This is a genomic window from Pseudomonas sp. S49 (assembly GCF_009866785.1).
Classification (GTDB): Bacteria; Pseudomonadota; Gammaproteobacteria; order Pseudomonadales; family Pseudomonadaceae; genus Aquipseudomonas.
In genome coordinates this window covers 1,360,818-1,384,926 of the sequence record NZ_CP019432.1, presented here as the reverse complement: position 1 = coordinate 1,384,926, position 24,109 = coordinate 1,360,818, and the positions used below count along the sequence as shown (strand labels likewise).

Genomic DNA, 24,109 nt, shown 5'->3' with positions numbered 1-24,109 from the left:
TAGAGACAACAAGGCCCGGATTGTACCGGGCCTCGAACAAAACATCAGCCTTGCGACTAAACCTGTGTCAGGCCTTCGAGCGCTTCATAAGCCTGACGCACCGGGGCGAACGAGCGTCGGTGAATCGGCGTCGGGCCGAGACGTACCAAGGCTTCCAGATGAACGGGCGTCGGGTAGCCTTTATGGCCGCCGATGCCGTAACCCGGGTAGATCAATTCGAAAGCAGCCATTTCGCGGTCGCGACTGACTTTAGCGAGAATCGACGCAGCAGCAATCGCCGGCACCTTGCCGTCGCCCTGCACCACCGCTTCGGCGCGCATCGGCAACTGCGGGCAGCGGTTGCCGTCGATCATCGCCAGTTTCGGCTGAATGTGCAGGCCGGCGACCGCGCGCTGCATGGCCAGCATGGTCGCGTGGAGAATGTTCAGCTCGTCGATTTCTTCGACTTCGGCGCGGGCGATGCACCAGCTCAGGGATTTCTCGATGATTTCGTCGTAGAGCTTTTCGCGTTTGGCTTCGGTGAGTTTCTTCGAATCGTTGAGGCCGAGGATCGGGCGTTTCGGATCAAGGATCACCGCTGCCGTGACCACGGCCCCGCACAACGGGCCGCGACCGACTTCATCGACGCCGGCGACCAGTTCGTCGACTTCGGCGACCAGGGTGAAATCCAGGCCCATCTGCATGCTTGTCTTGCTCATCGTGTCTGACCGATCAGGTTAAGGACGGCGTCCGCCGCCTGATTGGAGGCATCCAGCCGCAGCGTGCGATGGATCTCGTCGAAACCGCGTGTTTGTTCTTCGCCACCGTCGATCAACGGCGACAGCGTCTGGGCCAGCGCTTCGACCGTCGCATCATCCTGCAACAATTCCGGGACCAGCAGACGCTGGGCCAGCAGATTCGGCAAGGACACGTACGGGCTCTTGACCATGCGTTTGAGGATCCAGAACGTCAGCGGCGCCAAGCGATAAGCCACCACCATCGGCCGCTTATACAACAGCGCTTCGAGGGTGGCGGTGCCGGAGGCGATAAGCACGGCGTTGCACGCCGCCAAGGCCAGGTGAGACTTGCCATCGAGCAGGGTCACCGGCAGATCCCGGCCAGCGAGCAGCTCTTCGATTTGCGCGCGGCGTTCCGCATTGGCGCACGGAATGACAAAGCGCAAACCCGGGCGCATCGCACGCAGACGTTCGGCAGTATCGAGGAACAGCGCGCCGAGGCGGGACACTTCACCGCCACGGCTGCCGGGCATCAACGCCACCAGCGGGCCGTCGGGCAAGCCCAGTTCGGCACGGGCCGCAGCGCGATCAGCTTCCAGTGGGATGGTATCGGCCAGCGTGTGGCCGACGAACCGTACCGGTACGCCTTTCTCTTCGTAAAATCTGGCTTCGAATGGCAACAGCGTCAGCATCAGATCGCAACCTTCGCGAATCTTCAGTACACGCTTCTGCCGCCATGCCCACACCGAAGGGCTGACGTAATGCACGGTTTTGATCCCGGCCTGACGCAGCTTCAATTCAATGTTGAGATTGAAGTCCGGTGCATCGATACCGATGAATACGTCCGGCTTCTCGGCGATCAGCGTGGCGATCAGATCCTTGCGGCGCTTGAGCAACTCGCGCAGGCGACCAAGGACTTCCACCAGTCCCATCACCGACAGACGCTCCATGGGAAAGTACGAAGTCAGGCCTTCAGCCTGCATCAACGGCCCGCCGACGCCGATGAACTCGACCGCCGGATGCTGTGCCTTGAGGGCGCGCATCAGACCGGCGCCGAGAATGTCACCGGAAGCTTCACCCGCCACCAGCGCAATACGCAGATTGGCCATGATCAGCGCGTGATGCCGCGAGTCGACGACTGGATGGAGTCGCGGAATATCGCCACTTCCGGGTACTGCGCAGCGGGTTCAGCCAGTTCGGCCAGCGCCTGCTCAACCGTCAGGCCTTGGCGATAGACGGTTTTGTAAGCGCGACGCAGGGTATGAATCGCGTCTTCGCTGAAACCGCGACGGCGCATGCCTTCGAAGTTCATGCTGCGCGCTTCTGCGGGATTGCCGAACACGGTGACGAACGCCGGAACGTCCTTGCCGATCGCCGTGCCCATACCGGAAAAGCTGTGAGCGCCGATGTGGCAATACTGGTGAACCAGGGTGAATCCGGAAAGGATCGCCCAGTCATCCACATGTACATGCCCGGCTAACGCGGTGTTGTTGACCAGAATGCAGTGATTGCCGATGACGCTGTCATGCCCGATGTGGGCATAGGCCATGATCAGGTTGTGATCGCCCAGCGTGGTCTCCGAACGGTCTTGCACGGTGCCACGGTGAATGGTCACGCCTTCACGGATGACATTGTGATCACCGATCACCAGGCGGGTTTCTTCGCCTTTGTACTTCAGATCGGGCGTGTCTTCGCCTACCGAGGAAAACTGGTAGATGCGATTGTGCTTACCGATGCGGGTCGGGCCTTTGAGGATTACATGAGGCCCGATCACGGTACCCTCGCCGATTTCCACACCTGCGCCGATGATCGACCACGGGCCGACCTCGACGCCGTCAGCCAGAACGGCCGACGGATCGATGATTGCGCGAGGGTCAATCAAACTCATAGCTTGCGTTCCGCACAGATGATTTCAGCCGAGCAGACCGGCTTGCCATCGACCGAAGCCTGGCATTCGAACTTCCAGATCTGGCGCTTGCAACTGATGAACTTGGCTTCGAGGATCAGCTGATCGCCCGGCAACACAGGTTGACGGAAGCGCAGCTTGTCGGAACCGACGAAGTAGTAAAGCGTGCCGTCGGCAGGCTTCACATCAAGCATTTTGAAACCGAGGATCCCGGCAGCCTGAGCCATCGCTTCGATGATCAGCACGCCCGGCATGATTGGATGCGCAGGGAAGTGACCATTGAAGAACGGCTCATTGATGCTGACATTCTTGTAGGCGCGAATGCGCTTGCCTTCAGTGTCCAGTTCCACCACCCGGTCCACCAGCAGGAACGGGTAACGGTGAGGCAGGTATTCGCGAATCTCGTTGATGTCCATCATTTCGGGGGGAAGCCTATGTAAAGATTGGGAGCGCGACTGACGCGCACTCCTCTAGCAAATCAAGGAGGCAGTCTAGCGGCTGTGCACACTTGATATGGAAATGGTATCAGCCATCTGATGAAGCATTGCCGTCAGGGGTCACTTCCCCTACGCGCTTTTCCAGCTGTTTCAAACGCCGCGCGATATCATCGAGCTGACGAATGCGGGCCGCGCTTTTGCGCCATTCGGCCGCCGGTTGCATGGCTGTGCCGGAAGAATAGGCACCCGGCTCGGTAATCGAGTGGGTCACCATGGTCATCCCGGTCAGGAAAACGTTGTCGCAAATATCAATGTGGCCGACCAGCCCGACACCGCCGGCGAGCATGCAATGCTTGCCGATTTTGGTGCTGCCGGAGATCCCGACGCACGCTGCCATCGCGGTGTGATCACCGACCTGAACGTTGTGGGCAATCTGGATCTGGTTGTCGAGCTTCACGCCATTACCGATTACGGTATCGGCCAGAGCGCCACGGTCGATGGCGGTATTCACGCCAATCTCGACATCGTCGCCGATGGCCACGCCACCGATCTGAGCGATCTTCTGCCAGATACCTTTTTCGTTGGCGAAGCCGAAGCCTTCACCACCAAGCACGGCACCGGACTGAATCACTACGCGCTTGCCGATGCGTACATCGTGATACAGCGTCACGCGTGGAGCGAGCCAGCCGCCCTCACCGATTTCGCTGCGTGCACCGATGACGCAATGCGCGCCCAGTGTCACTTGCGCACCGATCCGCGCGCCGGCCTCGATCACCACGAAAGGACCGACGCTGGCGGTTGGATCAACCACTGCGTCCGCCGCAATGACCGCCGAAGGATGGATACCCGCAGTGGCTTTTGGCTTGGGATCGAACAAGTGTGAGATGCGTGCGTAAGCCAGATAAGGATCAGGCACCACCAACGCATTACCGGCAAAACCCTCGGCATCGGCCTCTTTGAGCAGCAGTGCTGCTGCCTGCGAGCCTGCCAGGTATTTGCGATATTGAGGGTTTGCCAGAAAGCTCAACTGAGCTGGGCCAGCCTCTTGCAAAGTGGCTAGCCCAGTAATTTGCTTCTCAGGGTCGCCACGCAGGGTGGCGCCGAGGAACTCGGCCAACTGGCCGAGCTTGATAGTCACGGTCATGGGTTACTTCAGCTGATTCATGCGCTCGATAACCTGGCGCGTGATGTCGTACTGTGGTTTGACATCAATCACTGCGCCACGCTCGAACACCAGGTCAAAACCACCTTTCTTGATGACTTCTTCCACTGCGCTATCCAGTTTCGGCTTCAGTTGCTTGAGCATTTCGCGGTCGGCAACAGCTTTGGCTTCGTTCAGTTCCTTGGACTGGAACTGGAAGTCACGGGCCTTTTGCTTGAATTCCAGCTCCAGACGCTCACGTTCACCTTGCTGCATTTTGTCGCCACCGGCCATCAGACGGTCCTGAATACCCTTGGCGCTGCTTTCCAGGGTTTTCAGCTTGGTCAGTTGCGGACCGAACTTCTTCTCGGCATCCACGGCGTACTTCTTCGCTGCGTCGGATTCGAGCAAGGCCATCTGATAGTTCAGAACAGCGATTTTCATGTCGGCAAATGCCGGGCCTGCCACCATCAAGGAGGCCAGGAGAACCAATTGAGTCAACTTACGCACGATGCACTCCTACAAAATCCATTGTCGTTATCTTGGGTCAGACGCTTAGAACGTCTGGCCGAGGGAGAATTGGAACACTTGAGTTTCAGCCTCATCCGGCTTCTTGATCGGCATGGCCAACGCGAAGCTCAGAGGACCCAGTGCGGTGACCCAGGTCACACCCACACCGACGGAACTGGCCATGTTGCTCAGGCTGATGTCGTTGCACTTGGTGTTCGACGTCGAGCCGTTCGCATTGGTAGTGTCCTTGCACTGCGAGTCAAATACGTTACCCACGTCCCAGAATACCGAAGTACGCAAGGAGCGCTGATCTTTCACGAATGGCAGCGGGAACAGAACCTCGACACCACCCTGGATCAGGACGTTACCACCGAACGGCAGCGGATCCTGGTCGGGGTCAGCAAGCGTGCCCGGGTTGGTACCACGGCTCGGCGTACTGCGTGGACCGAGGGTGCTGTCCTTGAAGCCACGAACCGAGTTGAAACCACCAGCATAGTAGTTTTCATAGAACGGCAAGCCGTCGGTTCCACCGTAGCCGTCGCCATAACCCAGCTCGGTATGCAGGCGCAGGGTGTAGTTCTCGCTGATCGGCTGGAACAGCTGACCGCGATAATCAAGCTTGTAGAACGACAGGTCGCTGCCCGGCACGGTGGTTTCCAGGGTCAGGCTCTGGGAACGGCCACGGGTCGGCAGTACGCCTTTGTTCAGGGTGGACTCGGACCAGCCGGCCGACGCCTTGAAGTTCAGGTACTTGTCGCCTTCCTTGTTAACGAAGTCGAAAATCTCGTCAACGGTGTAGGTACCGGTCTTGATCTCGTCCTGTTGAACCGACAGGCCAAAGGTCAGACGCGAAGTTTCGCTGATCGGGTAGCCAACGTTGACGCCGGCACCCAGGCTGTCTACCGCATAGCTTGCTACATCGACGTCGAGGTCTTTGTAGTCAGTGGTGCGATAGAACGCGTTGTAACCCAGGCTCACGCCATCGGCGGTCCAGTACGGGTCAACGTAGCCGAAGTTGTAGCGGCTCTGATATTCGCTGCGGGTCAGGCCGATGCTGACGCGGTTACCAGTACCGAGGAAGTTGTTCTGGGTGATCGAACCACCGAGGATCAGACCGGCACTCTGGGCGAAACCGACACTGGCGGTAATCGAACCGGAAGCCTGTTCTTCAACGGCATAGTTCACGTCAACCTGGTCGTCGACACCTGGCACAGCCGGGGTTTCAACGTTGACTTCCTTGAAGAAGCCCAGACGCTCAAGACGAGTCTTGGATTGGTCGATCAGGTAGGTCGAAGCCCAGCCACCTTCCATCTGACGCATTTCACGACGCAGCACTTCGTCCTCGGACTTGGTGTTGCCACGGAAGTTGATGCGGTTGACATAGGCACGCTTGCCCGGATCAACAGCAAACAGGATGTCGACGGTGTGGTCATCATCATGCGGCTGCGGTACGCCGTTGACGTTGGCGAAGGTGTAACCCTCGTTACCCAGACGGCGGGTGATCAGCTCGGATGTGGTGGTCATCAGCTTGCGCGAGAACACCTGGCCTTTCTGCACCAGCAGCAGGGACTTGACCTGATCTTCAGGAACTTTCAGGTCACCGCTGAGCTTGACGTCACGAACGGTGTATTTCTCGCCTTCAGTGACGTTGACAGTGATGTAGACGTGCTTCTTGTCCGGGGTGATGGACACCTGGGTCGAAGCGATATCCATGTTGATATAGCCACGGTCCAGATAGTAGGAACGCAGACGTTCCAGGTCACCGGAAAGCTTTTCACGGGCGTACTTGTCGTCGTTCTTGAAGAACGACAGCCAGTTGGTGGTTTTCAGTTCGAACAGGTCGGTCAGGTCTTCCTCGGGGAAAACCGTGTTGCCCACCACGTTGATGTGCTGAATGGCGGCAACGGTACCTTCGTTGATCTTCACTTTCAGACCAACGCGGTTACGCGGTTGCGAGACCACTTCGGTATCGACCGTAGCCGAGTAGCGACCTTGCGCGACGTACTGACGCTGCAGTTCGTTACGCACACCCTCAAGGGTGGCGCGCTGGAAGATCTCGCCTTCGGCCAGACCGGATTGTTTGAGACCTTTCATCAAGTCTTCAGTGGAGATCGCCTTGTTGCCTTCGATCTCGATACTGGCGACCGACGGACGTTCGACGACCGTGATGACCAGAACGTTGCCTTCGCGACCCAGCTGGATATCTTGAAAGAAACCGGTTTTGAACAACGCACGAGTGGATTCCACCAGGCGACGATCATCCGCCTGCTCACCGACGTTCAACGGCAAGGCACCAAAAACGCTACCCGCGGAGACCCGCTGGAGGCCATTGACGCGAATATCAGAGATAGTGAAGGACTCGGCGTGAACTTCGGCGATCATCAATACGGTGAGAACCGCAGTTAGCAGCAGACGTTTCATGAAGTCCTTTCTTATTCCAACTGGCAATAAACAAACTGCCGCAAAATGCGGCAGATTCGCAATTCAGCGAAGCGTTACAGTCGACCCAGATCGTTGACCAGAGCAAGCAACATCACCCCGACCACCAAACTGATACCGATCTGTATCCCCCAACCTTGCACCCGATCCGACAAGGGACGACCACGCGCCCACTCGATCAGATAAAACAACAAATGCCCCCCATCCAATACAGGAATGGGCAGCAAATTCAGAACGCCCAGGCTAATACTCAGATAAGCAAGGAAATTCAGGAAATCAGCGACGCCCGACTGGGCAGAAGCGCCCGCCACTTTAGCAATGGTTATCGGTCCACTCAAGTTTTTTACCGAGAGCTCGCCGAACAGCATTTTCTTTAGCGAATCGAGCGTCAGAATGCTCATGGTCCAAGTGCGACGGGCACCCTCGCCAATCGCAGCCAGAGGCCCGTAACTGACCTCGCGAATCATCTCCGGCGGCCAGTCGACAGCTTTTACGCCCGCCCCCAGATAACCGCTTGGCGATTTGCTTTCACCACGCGCCGCCAGCGTCACCGGGACGTCGATTTGAGCACTGTCGCGCTCGATGCGCAGCATGATTTTGGTATCAGGACGCGTACGAACGGTGTCGACCACCTGCTGCCAGTCATTCAGCGCCTGACCATCGAGAGCCAACAGGCGGTCACCGGTCTTCAGGCCAGCCGCCTGGGCCGGGCCTTTCGGATCGAGCTCGGCGAGCACCGGCGGCAAAGCCGGGCGCCATGGACGGATACCCAGCGAGCGGATCGGATCCGGCTCATCAGCGCCTTTGAGCCAGTTATCCAGCTTCAGCTCACGCGGCGAATCCGCAGTAGAACCCTGTTCACGCACCAGCAATTGCAGAGAACCGCTTTCGCCAAGGCGTCGGACCAATTGCAGATTGACCGCCGCCCAACCGGAAGTCGGTTCACCATCGACCGCGACAATTTCCTCACCTGCACTCAAACCGGCACTGGCAGCGATACTGCCGGATTCAACCGCACCGATGACCGGGCGCACCTGCTCGCTGCCGAGCATGGCCAAGACCCAGAAGAACACCAACGCCAACAGGAAGTTGGCAATCGGGCCGGCCGCAACAATAGCGATACGCTGACGCACGGATTTGCGGTTGAACGACTGATCAAGCTGATCGACCGGCACTTCGCCTTCGCGCTCATCGAGCATTTTGACGTAGCCGCCCAGCGGTATCGCCGCGACCACAAACTCAGTGCCCTGCTTGTCGTGCCAGCGCAGCAGCGGCATGCCGAAGCCTACGGAGAAACGCAGAACCTTGACGCCACAGCGACGCGCGACCCAGAAGTGGCCGAATTCGTGAAAGGTGACCAGCACACCCAAGGCGATCAGGGTGCCGGCAATCATATAGAGCGCGCTCATCTACTTTCTCCGCAATCCTGTTCAGTGTCGCGTGTAGCCATTGTGTTGCAAATTCTATCGATCGTGACGCTTCAACCATTGCTCAGCCAGAGCTCGCGCCTTGGCATCAGCCGTAAACACGGCATCGAGATCTGTCAGTGCAACGACCGGCTCGAGGCTCAAGACCTCCTCGATGATACTCGCGATTTCCAGGTAACGGACCCGTCCGTCGAGAAACGCTGCCACCGCCACTTCGTTGGCCGCATTGAGCATCGCCGGTGCACTGTTGCCAGCCTCGGCAGCTTGCCGTGCCAGACGCAGACAAGGGAAGCGCTCTTCATCCGGCGCTTCGAAGTCCAGACGCGCGACAGCAAACAGATCCAGCGGTGCCACGCCCGAATCAATGCGTTCCGGCCAGGCCAGGGCGTTGGCGATCGGCGTACGCATGTCGGGATTACCCAACTGCGCCAGCACCGAGCCATCGACATAATCGACCAGCGAGTGAATGACGCTCTGCGGGTGAATCACTACCTCGACCTGCGACGGCTTGGCATCAAACAACCAACAGGCCTCGATCAGCTCGAGCCCCTTATTCATCATGCTGGCCGAATCGACCGAAATCTTGCGCCCCATGGACCAGTTCGGGTGCGCACACGCCTGGTCAGGTGAAACATGCGCCAACTCACTCATCGGCGTCTGTCGGAACGGGCCGCCAGAGGCTGTGAGCAAAATCCGACGAACACCCACCGAGCTCAATCCACGGGCAAAATCCTGTGGCATGCACTGGAAAATCGCGTTGTGTTCACTGTCGATCGGCAACAACACCGAACCGCTCTTGCGCACCGCCTGCATGAACAAGGCGCCGGACATCACCAGCGCTTCTTTATTGGCCAGGAGAATCTTCTTGCCAGCTTCGACAGCCGCCAGGGTCGGACGCAAACCTGCTGCACCGACGATCGCAGCCATCACCGCATCGACTTCCGGAGCAGCAGCGACCTGGCACAGGCCCTCCTCCCCCACCAGCACACGGGTCGGCAAACCGGCGGCACGCAAATCGTCCTGCAAGCCACGCGCGGCAGCAGCCTCGGGAACCACGGCAAATTGCGGCACGTGGCGCACGCACAAGGCGAAAAGCTCACTGAGACGCGTGAAACCACTCAACGCGAACACCTGATAACGCTCAGGATGTCGGGCAATGACATCCAGCGTGCTCAGACCGATCGAGCCCGTCGCACCGAGAACGGTAATCTGTTGAGGACGACTCACGGTGCCGCCATCCACAGTAGCACTGCAAACACCGGGATTGCCGCTGTCAGACTGTCGATACGATCAAGCACCCCACCATGACCGGGCAGCAGATTACTGCTGTCCTTGATGCCGGACTGACGCTTGAACATGCTTTCGGTCAGGTCGCCGACAACGGAGATGAAGACGATCAGCGCAGCGCCAATCAAGCCTTTAAGCAGCTCGGCGACGGTCCAGTCACGCACGAGACCGACAATCGCTGTAATCAGCAAACTCAGCGCCAGACCACCGTAGACGCCTTCCCAGCTTTTACCCGGACTGACTTGCGGGGCCAGCTTGCGCTTGCCGAATTTTCGACCAGAGAAATAGGCACCGATATCGGCGCCCCAAACCAGCACCATCACCGCCATGATCAGCCAGTTACCCAGCGGGTACTGCTTGATCTGTACCAGACCTTGCCAGGCCGGCAGCAGAATCAGCAGGCCGATCACCAGTTTGGTGGCCGCCGTGGACCAGCGCTCGCTCGAACGCGGATACGTCAGCACCAGGTACGTTGCCACTGCCCACCACAACACCGAAGCGCCCAACACCCAAGGGGCGAGGCCCGGCAGCACGTACATGACGAACAACATCAGCGCAACGACAGCGGCATAGCCGACACGGAACGACTGTGCGGCGAAGCCAGCCAGACGCGCCCACTCCCAAGCCCCCAGGCTCACGACCAGACCGATGAACAGCGCAAAACCGGAGCCTTCGAGCAGGAAAAACCCGCACAAGGCAACCGGCAGCAGGATCAGCGCAGTGATGATTCGTTGTTTAAGCATTAAACCCGGGCTCCAGCTTCGATCTGTTCGCTCGTTTTACCGAAGCGACGCTGACGCGAAGCGAAATCGGCCAGCGCAGTACGCATGGCATCGTGTTTGAAGTCCGGCCAGAACAGGTCGGAGAAGTACAACTCGGCGTAGGCCAGTTGCCACAGCAGGAAGTTGCTGATGCGGTGCTCGCCACCGGTGCGGATGCACAAGTCGGGCAATGGCAGATCGCCGGTCGCCAGACAGGTTTGCAGCAGATCCGGGGTGATGTCTTCCGGACGCAGGTGTCCGGCCTGAACTTCACGCGCCAGACGCTGAGCCGCTTGGGCGATATCCCACTGACCGCCGTAATTGGCGGCGATCTGCAGAATGAAGCGGTTGGAGCCGGCGGTCATGGCCTCGGCTTCGCGCATCGCCGCCTGAAGCTCAGGGTGGAAGCGCGAACGATCGCCAATGATGCGCAGGCTGATGTTGTTGTCGTTGAGGCGCTTGGCCTCTCGACGCAATGCCTTGAAGAACAGATCCATCAAGGCACTGACTTCATCGGCCGGGCGCTGCCAGTTCTCACTGGAAAACGCGAACAGGGTGAGCACTTCGACCTTGGCCTCAGCACACACCTCGATCACGGCACGCACAGCATCCACGCCCGCTTTATGCCCGGCGACACCCGGCATAAAGCGTTTTTTCGCCCAGCGATTGTTGCCATCCATGATGATCGCGACATGGCGCGGCACCGCGGACGGCGCAGTCTGCTTGGTCTTGTCCATTAAAAGCTCGAACCTTATACGGCCATCAGATCCGCTTCTTTTTGCTTGGTAGCCGTGTCGATATCAGCTTCAGCCTTGTCGGTGAGTTTCTGAATATCGGCAGCGGCACGACGCTCTTCGTCTTCGCTGATTTCTTTGTCCTTGACCAGTTTCTTCAGCTCGCCCAAGGCGTCACGACGAATGTTGCGCACAGCAACACGCGCGTCTTCGGCGGCACTGCGCGCCTGCTTGGTGAAGCCCTTGCGGGTTTCTTCAGTCAGGGCAGGCATGGAGATCAGCAACAATTCGCCCAGGTTGGTCGGATTGAGGTTCAGGCCAGCGCTCTGGATTGCCTTGTCGACCGCTGCGAGCATGTTGCGCTCGAAGGCGACGACTTGCAGGGTGCGCGAATCTTTTACAGTGATGTTGGCCACTTGAGTGATGGAGGTGTCTGCGCCGTAGTACGGCACCATCACGCTACCCAGAATGCTTGGGTGAGCCTTGCCGGTACGAATCTGACCAAAAGCGTGAGCCAGAGAGTCCAGGGATTTCTGCATGCGCTCTTGAGCGTCTTTCTTGATTTCGTTGATCATTGTTGACCTTCCTCGATCAGGGTGCCTTCAGCGCCGCCATGGACGATGTTCAGCAGGGCACCGGGCTTGTTCATGTTGAATACGCGCAACGGCATCTTGTGGTCGCGGCACAGGCAGATAGCGGTCAGATCCATCACGCCCAGCTTGCGATCCAGTACTTCATCATAAGTCAGATGATCGAACTTCTCGGCATGTGGGTCTTTGAACGGGTCAGCGGTGTAGACGCCATCGACCTTGGTCGCTTTCAGCACGACGTCGGCATCGATTTCGATTGCGCGCAGGCAGGCTGCCGAATCCGTGGTGAAGAACGGGTTGCCGGTACCGGCAGCGAAGATCACGACGTCTTTGGAGTTCAGGTGACGCATGGCTTTGCGGCGATCGTAGTGATCGGTCACACCCACCATGGAAATCGCCGACATCACGATGGCCGAGATGTTGGCACGTTCCAGCGCATCGCGCATGGCCAGAGCGTTCATCACAGTGGCCAGCATGCCCATGTGGTCGCCTGTAACCCGATCCATACCGGCTTTGCTCAAGGCTTCGCCGCGGAACAGGTTGCCACCGCCGATCACCAGACCGACCTGTACGCCGATACCGACCAGCTGGCCGACTTCCAGCGCCATGCGATCCAGCACTTTTGGATCGATCCCGAACTCTTCCGAGCCCATCAGGGCCTCGCCGCTAAGCTTGAGTAGAATGCGTTTATAGCGAGCCTGATAACCACTGCCCTGCTGAGCCATTGCGAATCTCTCCTGCGGCGTATTTAAAATTCTTTGCGAGCTGTTTACAGCTGGCGTTCACTCTAGCTTGGCGCTGCTTCAGCGCCATCGGAACATGGCTTTGTAAGTCAGTTCCAAGTGGAAACCAATAAAAATTGGCAACCCCATCTGAAAAGAGGCTGCGCGCGTAAGCGGGCAGCCTCTTTCGGGCGACAGTTGAAAAACCGTCTTATTGCTTGGCGGCAGCCAGCTGGGCAGCAACTTCTTCAGCGAAGTTGTCGACCGGCTTCTCGATGCCTTCGCCTACTTTGTAGTAAGTGAAGGAAACGATTTCAGCACCGGCTTTCTTGGCCAGTTCGCCAACCTTGATTTCAGGGTTCTTGACGAACGCCTGCTCAACCAGGCTCGCTTCAGCCAGGAACTTGCTGATACGGCCTTTGACCATATTTTCAACAATGTTTTCTGGCTTGCCTTTGATTTTTTCTTCGTTCAGCTGCAGGAACACAGCTTTTTCGCGCTCGATCGCTTCAGCCGAAACTTCCGATGGCAGCAGGAACTCAGGGTTGCTTGCCGCTACGTGCATCGCGATGTCTTTGGCCAGCTCGACGTCACCGCCTTTCAGAGCCACAACAACGCCGATCTTGTTGCCGTGCAGGTACGAACCTACAACGTCACCTTCGATACGGGCCAGACGACGGATGTTGACGTTCTCGCCTACTTTGGCAACCAGTGCTTCACGAGCGGCTTCTTGCGAAGCGATCAGTGGAGCAGCGTCGGTCAGCTTGTCAGCGAAAGCTTTTTCAACGCTGGCAGCAACGAAGTTCTTGAAGTCGTCTTGCAGAGCCAGGAAGTCGGTCTGCGAGTTCACTTCCAGGATAACGGCAGCTTTACCGTCGTCCTTGATTGCGATTGCGCCTTCAGCGGCAACGTTGCCAGCCTTCTTCGCAGCCTTGATCGCGCCCGAAGCACGCATGTCATCAATGGCTTTTTCGATGTCGCCGTCAGCCTTTTCCAGGGCTTTCTTGCAGTCCATCATGCCTTCGCCGGTACGCTCGCGCAGTTCTTTAACCAACGCTGCAGTAATTGCTGCCATTTTCAAATTCCTCTTGGATAGGTTTTCAACCATTCCACCCGATCGAACGGGCGTTCAATTCTTCCCGAACCACCCTTGTTAGCTGCCGCACATTACAAACAGTGCCGTGGGCGCCGACAAATGGTTTTCGAGGTGGCAAAAAGGGGGCCAAGCCCCCTTTTTGCTTACTGAGTCAACGCCAGGGCGTCAATTACTCAGCTGCAGCCTGAGTTTCTTCAGCTGCGAATTCAACAGTACCGCCAGCAACATTGTTGCGACCACGGATAACTGCGTCAGCCATCGAACCCATGTACAGCTGGATAGCGCGGATTGCGTCATCGTTGCCTGGGATGATGTAGTCAACGCCTTCCGGGCTGCTGTTGGTGTCGACAACGCCGATTACCGGGATGCCCAGCTTGTTGGCTTCGGTGATCGCGATGCGCTCGTGGTCAACGTCGATCACGAACAGTGCGTCAGGCAGACCGCCCATGTCCTTGATGCCGCCCAGCGAACGATCCAGCTTTTCCAGGTCACGGGAGCGCATCAGCGCTTCTTTCTTGGTCAGCTTGGCGAAAGTACCGTCTTCGGCTTGAACTTCAAGGTCACGCAGACGCTTGATCGAAGCACGAATGGTTTTGAAGTTGGTCAGCATGCCGCCCAACCAGCGGTGATCGACGTACGGCGAACCGCAACGTGCTGCTTCTTCAGCAACGATCTTGCCAGCGGAACGCTTGGTGCCGACGAACAGAATCTTGTTTTTGCCCTGGGCCAGACGCTCTACGAAAGTCAGAGCTTCGTTGAACATTGGCAGGGTTTTTTCAAGGTTGATGATGTGAATCTTGTTACGCGCGCCGAAAATGTACTTACCCATTTTCGGATTCCAGTAACGGGTTTGGTGACCGAAGTGCACACCGGCCTTCAGCATATCGCGCATATTGACTTGGGACATGATAGTTCCTTAATAAGTCGGGTTTGGCCTCCACGTATCCCAATGACCAACCAGTGGCATAAAGCCAAAAGCACCCAGGTCATCGTGTCGACACGTGTGTGGATTTAAGCTTTTCGGGGTATCCCCGGAAAGCGGCGCATTTTATACCACAGGGTGCGCAGAAACGGAACCCGGAATCTGTATTCGCACCAAGGACATGGGCGCAGCCCCCTTGGAATCGGCCCCGAACGCACCATTGTATAGAGAGAAGCGATGCACGCGGGCGCTGAATTGCGCCGTGCGTCTGTTAGAATCGCGTTTTTCAGGGTCGCAAAACGATCACCTGCCGCCCTATTCGTATCAGCAAGCGCCGCCGAGCGCAGAGAGAGCCTGTATGACCGTCAACCTCAAAACCCCCGAGGACATCGCTGGCATGCGTGTCGCCGGCAAACTGGCCGCCGATGTGCTGGAAATGATTGCCGAACATGTCAAACCGGGCGTCACCACCGATGAGCTGAACCAGATCTGCCACGACTACATCGTCAATGTGCAGCAAGCCATCCCTGCCCCGCTCAATTACAAGGGTTATCCGAAGTCGATCTGCACTTCGATCAACCACGTGGTCTGCCACGGCATCCCGAATGAAAAGCCGCTGAAAAACGGCGACACCCTGAACATTGACGTGACCGTGATCAAGGACGGTTACCACGGTGATACCAGCCGCATGTTCCATGTCGGCGAAGTACCCGTCTGGGCCGAACGCCTGTCGCAGATCACCCAGGAATGCATGTACAAGGCGATCGAGATCGTCAAACCCGGCTGCCGCCTCGGCGACATCGGCGAAGTCATTCAGAAGCACGCCGAGAAGAACGGCTTCTCGGTAGTTCGCGAGTTCTGCGGTCATGGCATCGGCAAGGTTTTCCACGAAGAGCCGCAGATCCTGCACTACGGCCGCGCCGGCACCGGCATGGAACTGAAGGCCGGCATGACCTTCACCATCGAGCCGATGATCAACCAGGGCAAGGCCGACACCAAAGTACTGGGTGACGGCTGGACCGCGATCACCAAGGATCGCAAGCTGTCAGCACAGTGGGAACACACCCTGCTGGTGACCGACACTGGCTACGAGATCTTCACCCTGCGCGCCGACGACACCATCCCGCGCATCTCGGCCTGATCCACACAACGCTCCCAGCCTTATAGAAGGAATGCCAATCGATGCCGCAGGTGGATCCCGAACTCTTCGACCGCGGTCAGTTCCAGGCCGAACTGGCTCTCAAAGCGAGTCCTATCGCGGCGTTCAAGAAGGCGATCCGCCAGGCTCGCGAGGTGCTCGACACGCGTTTTCGCCAGGGTCGCGACATTCGCCGGCTGATCGAAGACCGTGCCTGGTTCGTCGACAACATCCTGCAAAAGGCCTGGGAGCAGTTCAACTGGAGTGAAGACGCCGACATCGCACTGGTCGCGGTCGGCGGTTATGGTCGCGGTGAGCTGCACCCTTATTCCGATATCGATCTGCTGATCCTGCTGGACAGCGCCGATCACGAGGTCTTCCGCGACTCCATCGAGCGTTTTCTGACGCTGTTGTGGGACATTGGCCTGGAAGTCGGTCAGAGCGTGCGCTCGGTCGATGAATGCGCCGAAGAGGCCCGCGCCGACCTGACCGTGGTCACCAACCTGATGGAAAGCCGCACCATCTGCGGCCCCGAGCGTCTGCGCCAACGCATGCTCGACGTCACCAGCACCGCACACATGTGGCCGGCCAAGGAGTTCTTCCTGGCCAAGCGTGCCGAACAAAAAGCCCGCCACCACAAATACAACGACACCGAATACAACCTGGAACCCAACGTCAAAGGCTCGCCCGGCGGACTGCGGGATATTCAGACGATTCTCTGGGTTGCGCGTCGCCAATACGGCACCCTGAACCTGCGCGCCCTCGCCGGCGAAGGTTTCCTGGTCGAGAGTGAAAACGCCCTGCTCGCCTCCTCTCAGGAATTTCTCTGGAAGGTTCGCTACGCCCTGCACATGCTCGCCGGCCGCTCCGAAGACCGCTTGCTGTTCGACCACCAGCGCACCATCGCCGGACTACTGGGTTTTGAAGGCGACGACGCCAAGCAGGCCGTCGAAAACTTCATGCAACAGTATTTCCGCGTAGTGATGAGCATCGCCCAGCTCAGCGACCTGATCATCCAGCATTTCGAGGAAGTCATCCTCGCGCCGGAAGACGAAGCGCCGCCGCAGCCGATCAACTCGCGCTTCCAGCTCCACGACGGCTATATCGAGGCACGCAACGACAACGTGTTTCGCCGCACGCCGTTCGCCATGCTGGAGATTTTCGTGCTGATGGCCCAGCAGCCGGAAATCAAAGGCGTGCGCGCCGACACCATTCGTCTGCTGCGCGAGCACCGTCACCTGATCGACGACAACTTCCGCAACGATATTCGCAACACCAGCCTGTTCATTGAACTGTTCAAGTGCAAGATAGGCATCCACCGCAACCTGCGGCGGATGAACCGTTACGGCATTCTCGGGCGTTATCTGCCGGAGTTCGGCTTTATTGTCGGGCAGATGCAGCACGACCTGTTTCACATCTACACGGTCGATGCGCACACGCTGAACCTGATCAAGCACCTGCGCAAATTGCAGTACACCCAGGTCTCGGAGAAATTCCCGCTGGCCGCCAAGCTGATGGCCAAGCTGCCCAAGCCCGAACTGATCTACATGGCGGGCCTGTACCACGACATCGGTAAAGGCCGGCATGGCGATCACTCGGAGATCGGCGCGGTCGATGCCGAGGCGTTCTGCCAGCGCCATCAGTTGCCGGTGTGGGACAGCCGCCTGATCGTCTGGCTGGTGCAGAACCATCTGGTGATGTCGACCACCGCTCAGCGCAAGGATTTGTCCGACCCGCAAGTGATCCACGACTTTGCCCTGGCTGTCGGCGATGAAACCCGTCTCGACTATCTCTACGTGCTGACCGTGGCCGACATCAACGCCACCAACCCGACGCTGTGGAACTCGTGGCGCGCCAGCCTGTTGCGTCAGCTCTACACCGAGACCAAACGCGCGCTGCGTCGCGGCTTGGAAAACCCGGTGGATCGCGAAGAGCAGATCCGCCAGACCCAAAGCGCCGCACTGGATATTCTGGTGCGCGGCGGCACCGATCCGGACGATGTCGAGCAGTTGTGGGCGCAGTTGGGCGATGACTATTTCCTGCGCCATACCGCCGGTGACGTGGCCTGGCACAGCGACGCGATCCTCCAGCAACCCGTCGATGGCGGGCCGCTGGTGCTGATCAAGGAAACCACCCAACGCGAGTTCGAGGGTGGCACGCAGATCTTCATTTATGCACCGGACCAGCATGATTTCTTCGCGGTGACCGTGGCGGCTATGGATCAGCTGAACCTGAACATTCATGACGCCCGGGTTATCACCTCGAGCAGCCAGTTCACCCTCGACACCTACATCGTGCTCGACAACGAAGGCGAGTCCATCGGCGACAACCCGGCGCGGGTCAAACAGATCCGCGAAGGCTTGACCGAAGCCCTGCGCAATCCCGACGATTACCCGACGATCATTCAACGCCGGGTGCCGCGCCAGCTCAAGCATTTCGCCTTTGCGCCGCAGGTAACCATTCATAACGACGCGCAACGTCCGGTGACCGTACTGGAACTGACCGCGCCTGATCGCCCGGGCCTGCTGGCGCGGATCGGCGGGATTTTTCTCGAGTTCGACCTGTCGCTGCAAAACGCCAAGATTGCGACCCTGGGCGAGCGCGTGGAAGACGTGTTCTTCATCACCGACGCCCACAACCAACCGTTGTCCGACCCGCTGCTGTGCAGCCGTTTGCAGGATGCGATCGTTGAGCAACTGAGCGTCAATCAGGAACCCGATATCAAACTGTCGCGCATCAGTATCTGATGGCGCCCCGGATTCAAATGGCTTTGCGAGAGACCCTGCCCCAATGAACAATGCTCTGAACCAGCTCCAGCCGTACCCGTTCGAAAAGCTCCGCGCCCTGCTCGGCACCGTGACCCCGAACCCGGACAAACGCCCGATCGCTCTGTCGATCGGCGAGCCGAAACACCGTTCGCCAAGCTTTGTCGCCGAGGCTCTGGCCAACAGTCTGGATCAGATGGCCGTGTACCCGACCACCCTCGGTATCCCCGCCCTGCGCGAAGCCATCGCCGGCTGGTGCGAGCGTCGTTTCGGCGTGCCAAGCGGCTGGATCGATCCGGCGCGCAACGTGCTGCCGGTCAATGGCACCCGTGAAGCCCTGTTCGCGTTCACCCAGACTGTGGTCAACCGTGGCGACGACGCACTGGTGGTCAGCCCGAATCCGTTCTACCAGATCTACGAGGGCGCCGCGTTCCTCGCCGGGGCCAAGCCGCACTACCTGCCATGCCTCGACGAGAACGGCTTCAATCCGGATTTCGATGCCGTTTCGCCAGACATCTGGAAACGCTGCCAGATCCTCTTCCTCTGCTCGCCAGGCAACCCGACCGGCGCACTGATCCCGGTCGAAACCCTGAAAAAGCTGATCGCCCTGGCCGACGAGTACGATTTCGTGATCGCCGCCGACGAGTGCTACAGCGAGTTGTACTTCGATGAGCAAACCCCGCCGCCGGGTCTGCTGACGGCCTGCGTCGAACTGGGCCGCAAGGACTTCAAGCGTTGCGTGGTATTCCATAGCCTGTCCAAGCGTTCCAACCTGCCGGGGCTGCGCTCGGGTTTTGTCGCCGGTGATGCCGACATCCTCAAAGGCTTCCTGCTGTATCGCACCTACCACGGCTGCGCGATGCCGGTACAAACGCAACTGGCCAGCGTTGCTGCGTGGAACGACGAAGTGCATGTGCGCGCCAACCGTGCGCTGTATCGCGAAAAATTCGATGCGGTGCTGGAAATCCTCAGCCCGGTGATGGACGTGCAGCGCCCGGATGGCAGTTTCTATCTGTGGCCGAACGTGCAAGGCGACGACGCCGCGTTCTGCCGCGATCTGTTCGAGCAGGAGCACGTGACCGTGGTGCCAGGTTCTTACCTGTCCCGTGACGTCGATGGCGTCAACCCGGGGGCTGGCCGCGTGCGCATGGCGCTGGTTGCACCATTGGCAGAGTGCGTAGAAGCGGCGGAGCGAATTCGCGCGTTTGCAACGCGACAAAAGTAAACATCACATGCCCGCGCCAGGCAATCTGGCGCGCAGGCTCGATTGCAAGTTACATATCCAATTATTTCTCGTCTTCCTGCCTTTACCCGGCAAAGTTAGTCTTTAAGTCGCAGCGAATTTGACAACACTTTTTAAATACCAGGTTCAGTGCACTTACCGACAAGTCATAAAAATATGGATATTAACCATGCAAAATTACCACTACGTAAAAATACTAAAACCCAGGCTGGATGCAGATAACCTGTATTTACCGGCACGCACCAAACGTTCAGTGGCTTACTCGGAAAAGTTCTGGAAAAACGCCAGCACTGTCAGTTTTTCGTTCATGCGCGCGCTACCTGAGGAAATGAAATACCGCGTTGAACGTTGCATTCGACAATGGGAACCCTTTGTCAGCCTTGCCTTCGAACGGGTTGAGGATGGCCCCGGCCAGATTCGTATCGATCTGGAGGGCTCCGGCAATTATTCGGCACTAGGGACGAATGCCCTGACGATCGCATCCGACGAACCTACGTTAGTAGTCACAGAACGATCAGATACACCATCCTTCGAAATCTCACTGATTCATGAATTTGGCCATGCGCTGGGCTTCCATCACGCTCACCTTCATCCCGATGCGAACATTCCATGGGATAAAGATGCCGTATACCAATATTTCGTCGAAGTCGTCGGCTGGGAAAAAGATGAGGTCGATTTGAATCTCTTTGATCTCGACACGACCGGCGGGCTTGTTCTGGGCAACTACGACAAGCACTCCATCATGCACTACCCGATTCAATCTTTTTTGACTACCAACAACTTCGAGATCCCCATCAATAAACACATCAGTGAAGGCGACAAGCAATTAGCGAGAATAGCTTATCCGCCCATCAACTATCAGGATGTGTCTATTTGACCTGCCCCAGATTGGCTTCACTCAGGTCAAGATCAGCCAACACCTCTCTCAGGACGTCATCACCGATCTGGTGATGACGACTGAGGCTATAGAGTTCCAGACGCTGTGCCCTGAGCGCCTTCAAGCGCAGGCGTCGCTCGAGCAGATCCATCTGGAACGCCAAGGCCTGAGCTTCGGCGGAATCGTTGAAGACATCGAGTTGATGGCGATACTCGGACATGATCCGTGCCTTCAGCTCGGCCGACAGCGCGGCTTGAGCAGCGTCCTGCGGAGACGTTTCTTCTGTTTCCAGCGCATGAATCGCCGCTTCCGCAGTTTTGCGCCAGGCATCGCGCACTTCCTGGCGCCGTTTGTCGTCCGGGCTCTTTTCGATCCCGCGCAACAACAGCGGCAGAGCGATACACGCCGATATCAGCGACAGCAGAATCACCCCGGCAGCAATGAAGATCAGCAGATCACGCTCGGGGAACGCGTCCGCCCCCATCAACATCGGCACCGACATCACACCCGCCAGTGTCACCGCACCTCGCACCCCTCCGACAGTCAGCAACCAACAGGAGCGCGCGGTCGGCACTTGTGTCAGCTCGCCCTTGCCGCGCAAACGTCGCAGCAACACCGACAAGCGCCAGATACTCTGCACCCAGATAAACCGCAGCAACACCAACGCGAGGAAAATCGCCACGACATCAAGGCAGCGATAGAACAGCGTCGGCCACAAGGTTGGCTCGTGGCTGACCACGGCTTTGATGATGTCCGGCAATTGCAGGCCGAGCAGCAGGAAGATCAGACCGTTGAAGGCGAATTCCAGCAGCGACCAGACGCTGCGATTGAGCAAGCGAGTGCTGGTCTGTCGTGGCAGCAGATCAAGCCAGCTCTGCATCATCCCCGCCGCTACCGCCGAGAGAATGCCCGAGACGCCGAGGCGTTCGGCCAACACATAAGCGGCGAACGGCAACAGCAACATGAACACCACGTGAGTGGCCGGATCGTCCCAGCCACGGGCGATCATCCACGCCCGCAAGCGCCCGACCAGCCAGCTCAATGCCACCCCGACCGCCAGTCCGCCGAGCGCCACCACGACAAAGGTCAGGCTGGCGTTGGTCAGCGAGAACACGCCCGTGATGGCCGCCACCAGGGCGAACTTGAAGGTCACCAGACCCGAGGCATCGTTCATCAGCGCCTCGCCCTGCAATATATGCATCAGCGGGGTCGGCAAGCGGTTTTGTGAAATGGCCGACACCGCCACGGCGTCGGTGGGCGACAAAACCGCCGCGAGGGCAAAGGCTACCGGTAACGGAATTGACGGCAATAACCAATGAATGAAGTAGCCGGCGCCGACCACGGTGAACAGCACCAGCCCGACCGCCAGGGTCAGGATCGGTCCGCGCAAGTGCCAGAACTCGCGCTTGGGCATGCGCCAGCCGTCGGAGAACAACAATGGCGGCAGGAACAGAAACAGGAACAATTCGGGATCAAGGGCCACGTGCAGACCGAGGGTCGGCCAGGCGAGCAAGGCGCCAGCGGCGATTTGCACCAGGGGCAGCGGCAGCGGGATGACCCGTCCGACCAGACGCGAAACGCTGACCAGCATCAGCAGGATCAGGACGGTATAAGCAGTTTGCATAAAGCGGAAATCTCAGACAATCGACAGCGTTGAACTGCCATATTAGCCGCTTAGGCTGTGTCTGACCGTTGCACCTATGTAGCACTGCCCGATTGCAGTCCCTTGTGGGAGCGAGCCTGCTCGCGAATGCGGTCATTCACCGAACAGAGATATTGACTGACACGACCACTTCGCGAGCAAGCTCGCTCCCACAGGGTTTTGCATTGCCAAATCGACCTGAGGCGCCGCGAACCGGTTTGGTCATGGCATAATCCGACACCATTTTTCTCCAGCACCTGTAAAGGGGGCAATTCCTTGACCGTTTCAAGTAAAACGTTGCACCTTTTCGGCATCAAAGCCTGCGACACCATGAAGAAGGCGCGCACCTGGCTCGATGAACACGCTGTCAGCTACGACTTTCACGATTACAAAACCGCCGGCATCGACCGTGAACACCTGACCCAATGGTGTGACGAACACGGCTGGCAAACGGTGTTGAACCGCGCAGGCACGACCTTTCGCAAACTCGACGACGAACGCAAAGCCGATCTCGACCAGTCGAAAGCCATCGAACTGATGCTCGCTCAACCCTCGATGATCAAGCGCCCGGTGCTCGATCTCGGTGACCGAACCCTGATTGGCTTCAAGCCAGATATCTACGCGGCCGCTCTGAAGTAAGCAGCCCGTCACTCTTTGTAGAGGTGTATTTACATGTCCAATTCCCTGTTCAGCATCGCCTTTGGTGTCGGCACTCAGAACCGTCAAGGCGCGTGGCTGGAAGTGTTCTACGCACAGCCACTGCTCAACCCATCGGCCGAACTGGTCGCGGCAGTTGCGCCAATCCTCGGTTACACCGAAGGCAACCAGGCCATCACTTTCACCACCGCCCAGGCTGCACAACTGGCTGAAGCCGTGAAAGGCATCGACGCCGTGCAAGGCAAGCTGCTGACCCGTCTGGCTGAAAGCCACAAGCCGCTGGTCGCCACCCTGCTGGCCGAAGACGCACAGCTGACCTCGACGCCTGAGGCGTATCTGAAGCTGCACCTGCTGTCGCACCGTCTGGTCAAGCCACACGGCGTGAGCCTGGCCGGTATTTTCCCGCTGCTGCCAAACGTAGCGTGGACCAGCCAGGGTGCAATCGACCTGAGCGAACTGGCGGAAATGCAACTGGAAGCCCGCCTGCGTGGCGAGCTGCTGGAAGTGTTCTCGGTGGACAAGTTCCCGAAAATGACCGACTACGTGGTTCCGGCTGGCGTGCGTATCGCTGACGCCGCGCGTCTTCGTCTGGGCGCTTACGTCGGTGAAGGCACCACCGTGATGCACGAAGGTTTCATCAACTTCAACGCTGGCACCGAAGGCCCGGGCATGATCGAAGGCCGCGTTTCCGCTGGAGTGTTCGTCGGCAAGGGTTCGGACCTGGGCGGCGGTTGCTCGACCATGGGCACCCTGTCGGGCGGCGGCAACATCGTGATCAAGGTTGGCGAAGGCTGCCTGATCGGCGCCAACGCCGGTATCGGTTTCCCGTTGGGTGACCGCAACACCGTTGAGTCGGGCCTGTACGTGACCGCTGGCACCAAGGTTGCCCTGCTCGACGAAAACAACAACCTGGTCAAGGTTGTGAAGGCGCGCGAGCTGGCCGGTCAGACTGATCTGCTGTTCCGTCGCAATTCGGAAACCGGTGCTGTGGAGTGCAAAACCCACAAATCGGCGATCGAACTGAACGAAGCGCTGCACGCTCACAACTAAGCAGCACATTGATAACCTGTGGAAGCGGGCCTGCTCGCGAAGCTTTTAG

General features: G+C 58.4%; 22 protein-coding genes. 6 read left to right on the top strand and 16 right to left on the bottom strand.

Translation table 11 applies throughout. From position 1 onward, the window contains the following. Positions 1–56 precede the first annotated feature (56 nt). From rnhB to rpsB, 15 genes are all read right to left on the bottom strand, one after another. Positions 57–683, bottom strand: a complete 627-nt coding sequence (gene rnhB, locus PspS49_RS05960) for a ribonuclease HII (protein WP_160042470.1) — start codon at positions 681–683, stop codon at positions 57–59. An 11-nt stretch (positions 684–694) separates the two neighbouring features. Then, on the bottom strand, positions 695–1,825 hold the full coding sequence (lpxB, locus tag PspS49_RS05955) for a lipid-A-disaccharide synthase (protein ID WP_150749443.1): 1,131 nt from the start codon (positions 1,823–1,825) through the stop codon (positions 695–697). A 2-nt stretch (positions 1,826–1,827) separates the two neighbouring features. Next, a complete protein-coding gene (gene lpxA / locus PspS49_RS05950; RefSeq protein WP_038357910.1) occupies positions 1,828–2,604 on the bottom strand; it encodes an acyl-ACP--UDP-N-acetylglucosamine O-acyltransferase in 777 nt (258 codons plus the stop codon). Continuing rightward, on the bottom strand, positions 2,601–3,041 hold the full coding sequence (gene fabZ, locus PspS49_RS05945) for a 3-hydroxyacyl-ACP dehydratase FabZ (RefSeq protein ID WP_003222142.1): 441 nt from the start codon (positions 3,039–3,041) through the stop codon (positions 2,601–2,603). Before fabZ ends, lpxA begins: the two co-directional genes overlap by 4 nt. Before the next feature lie 106 nt (positions 3,042–3,147). Then, positions 3,148–4,203, bottom strand: coding sequence for a UDP-3-O-(3-hydroxymyristoyl)glucosamine N-acyltransferase (lpxD, locus tag PspS49_RS05940; RefSeq protein WP_127926013.1), 1,056 nt, complete (start codon positions 4,201–4,203; stop codon positions 3,148–3,150). Between the two features lie 3 nt (positions 4,204–4,206). Then, on the bottom strand, positions 4,207–4,710 hold the full coding sequence (locus tag PspS49_RS05935; protein WP_007908849.1) for an OmpH family outer membrane protein: 504 nt from the start codon (positions 4,708–4,710) through the stop codon (positions 4,207–4,209). 45 nt (positions 4,711–4,755) lie between these two features. After that, positions 4,756–7,131 carry an outer membrane protein assembly factor BamA gene (gene bamA, locus PspS49_RS05930; protein WP_127926012.1) on the bottom strand — a complete coding sequence of 792 codons (2,376 nt, stop codon included), beginning with the start codon at positions 7,129–7,131 and terminating at the stop codon, positions 4,756–4,758. 74 nt (positions 7,132–7,205) lie between these two features. Further along, positions 7,206–8,558, bottom strand: coding sequence for a sigma E protease regulator RseP (gene rseP / locus PspS49_RS05925; protein ID WP_127926011.1), 1,353 nt, complete (start codon positions 8,556–8,558; stop codon positions 7,206–7,208). A gap of 54 nt (positions 8,559–8,612) precedes the next feature. Then, positions 8,613–9,803 carry a 1-deoxy-D-xylulose-5-phosphate reductoisomerase gene (gene ispC, locus PspS49_RS05920; RefSeq protein WP_127926010.1) on the bottom strand — a complete coding sequence of 397 codons (1,191 nt, stop codon included), beginning with the start codon at positions 9,801–9,803 and terminating at the stop codon, positions 8,613–8,615. Next, positions 9,800–10,606, bottom strand: a complete 807-nt coding sequence (locus PspS49_RS05915; protein WP_160038504.1) for a phosphatidate cytidylyltransferase — start codon at positions 10,604–10,606, stop codon at positions 9,800–9,802. The genes ispC and PspS49_RS05915 overlap by 4 nt, the downstream gene beginning before the upstream one ends. Continuing rightward, a complete protein-coding gene (gene uppS, locus PspS49_RS05910) occupies positions 10,606–11,361 on the bottom strand; it encodes a polyprenyl diphosphate synthase (protein ID WP_127926008.1) in 756 nt (251 codons plus the stop codon). The genes PspS49_RS05915 and uppS overlap by 1 nt, the downstream gene beginning before the upstream one ends. 14 nt (positions 11,362–11,375) lie before the next feature. Further along, entirely contained in the window at positions 11,376–11,933 is a 558-nt protein-coding gene (frr, locus tag PspS49_RS05905) for a ribosome recycling factor (protein WP_007908855.1), read from the bottom strand. Next, complete coding sequence (gene pyrH / locus PspS49_RS05900) at positions 11,930–12,673, bottom strand: UMP kinase (protein ID WP_003222124.1); 744 nt, start codon at positions 12,671–12,673, stop codon at positions 11,930–11,932. Before pyrH ends, frr begins: the two co-directional genes overlap by 4 nt. 208 nt (positions 12,674–12,881) lie before the next feature. Beyond that, on the bottom strand, positions 12,882–13,745 hold the full coding sequence (tsf, locus tag PspS49_RS05895) for a translation elongation factor Ts (RefSeq protein ID WP_150749445.1): 864 nt from the start codon (positions 13,743–13,745) through the stop codon (positions 12,882–12,884). A 190-nt stretch (positions 13,746–13,935) separates the two neighbouring features. Continuing rightward, a complete protein-coding gene (gene rpsB / locus PspS49_RS05890; RefSeq protein ID WP_003222119.1) occupies positions 13,936–14,673 on the bottom strand; it encodes a 30S ribosomal protein S2 in 738 nt (245 codons plus the stop codon). A 373-nt stretch (positions 14,674–15,046) separates the two neighbouring features. Between rpsB and map the strand changes: the two genes are divergently transcribed. The 4 genes from map (at position 15,047) to PspS49_RS05870 (ending at position 20,711) form a co-directional block, all read left to right on the top strand. After that, positions 15,047–15,829: a type I methionyl aminopeptidase gene (map, locus tag PspS49_RS05885; RefSeq protein WP_127926006.1), complete on the top strand. Its 783-nt coding sequence runs from the start codon at positions 15,047–15,049 to the stop codon at positions 15,827–15,829. 41 nt (positions 15,830–15,870) lie between these two features. Continuing rightward, entirely contained in the window at positions 15,871–18,573 is a 2,703-nt protein-coding gene (locus PspS49_RS05880) for a [protein-PII] uridylyltransferase (RefSeq protein ID WP_123594889.1), read from the top strand. Between the two features lie 43 nt (positions 18,574–18,616). After that, a complete protein-coding gene (dapC, locus tag PspS49_RS05875; protein WP_160038502.1) occupies positions 18,617–19,816 on the top strand; it encodes a succinyldiaminopimelate transaminase in 1,200 nt (399 codons plus the stop codon). Positions 19,817–20,003: 187 nt separating this feature from the next. Next, a complete protein-coding gene (locus tag PspS49_RS05870) occupies positions 20,004–20,711 on the top strand; it encodes a M12 family metallopeptidase (RefSeq protein ID WP_160038500.1) in 708 nt (235 codons plus the stop codon). Here PspS49_RS05870 and PspS49_RS05865 read toward each other — a convergent pair. Next, on the bottom strand, positions 20,704–22,335 hold the full coding sequence (locus tag PspS49_RS05865) for a Na+/H+ antiporter (protein WP_150749447.1): 1,632 nt from the start codon (positions 22,333–22,335) through the stop codon (positions 20,704–20,706). The genes PspS49_RS05870 and PspS49_RS05865 overlap by 8 nt on opposite strands. A 294-nt stretch (positions 22,336–22,629) precedes the next feature. Here PspS49_RS05865 and PspS49_RS05860 point away from each other — a divergent pair, with 294 nt between their 5' ends. Both PspS49_RS05860 and dapD read left to right on the top strand, forming a co-directional pair. Further along, entirely contained in the window at positions 22,630–22,992 is a 363-nt protein-coding gene (locus tag PspS49_RS05860) for an ArsC family reductase (RefSeq protein ID WP_003222107.1), read from the top strand. Positions 22,993–23,025: 33 nt separating this feature from the next. Beyond that, positions 23,026–24,060, top strand: a complete 1,035-nt coding sequence (gene dapD / locus PspS49_RS05855) for a 2,3,4,5-tetrahydropyridine-2,6-dicarboxylate N-succinyltransferase (RefSeq protein WP_160038498.1) — start codon at positions 23,026–23,028, stop codon at positions 24,058–24,060. Positions 24,061–24,109 lie beyond the last annotated feature (49 nt).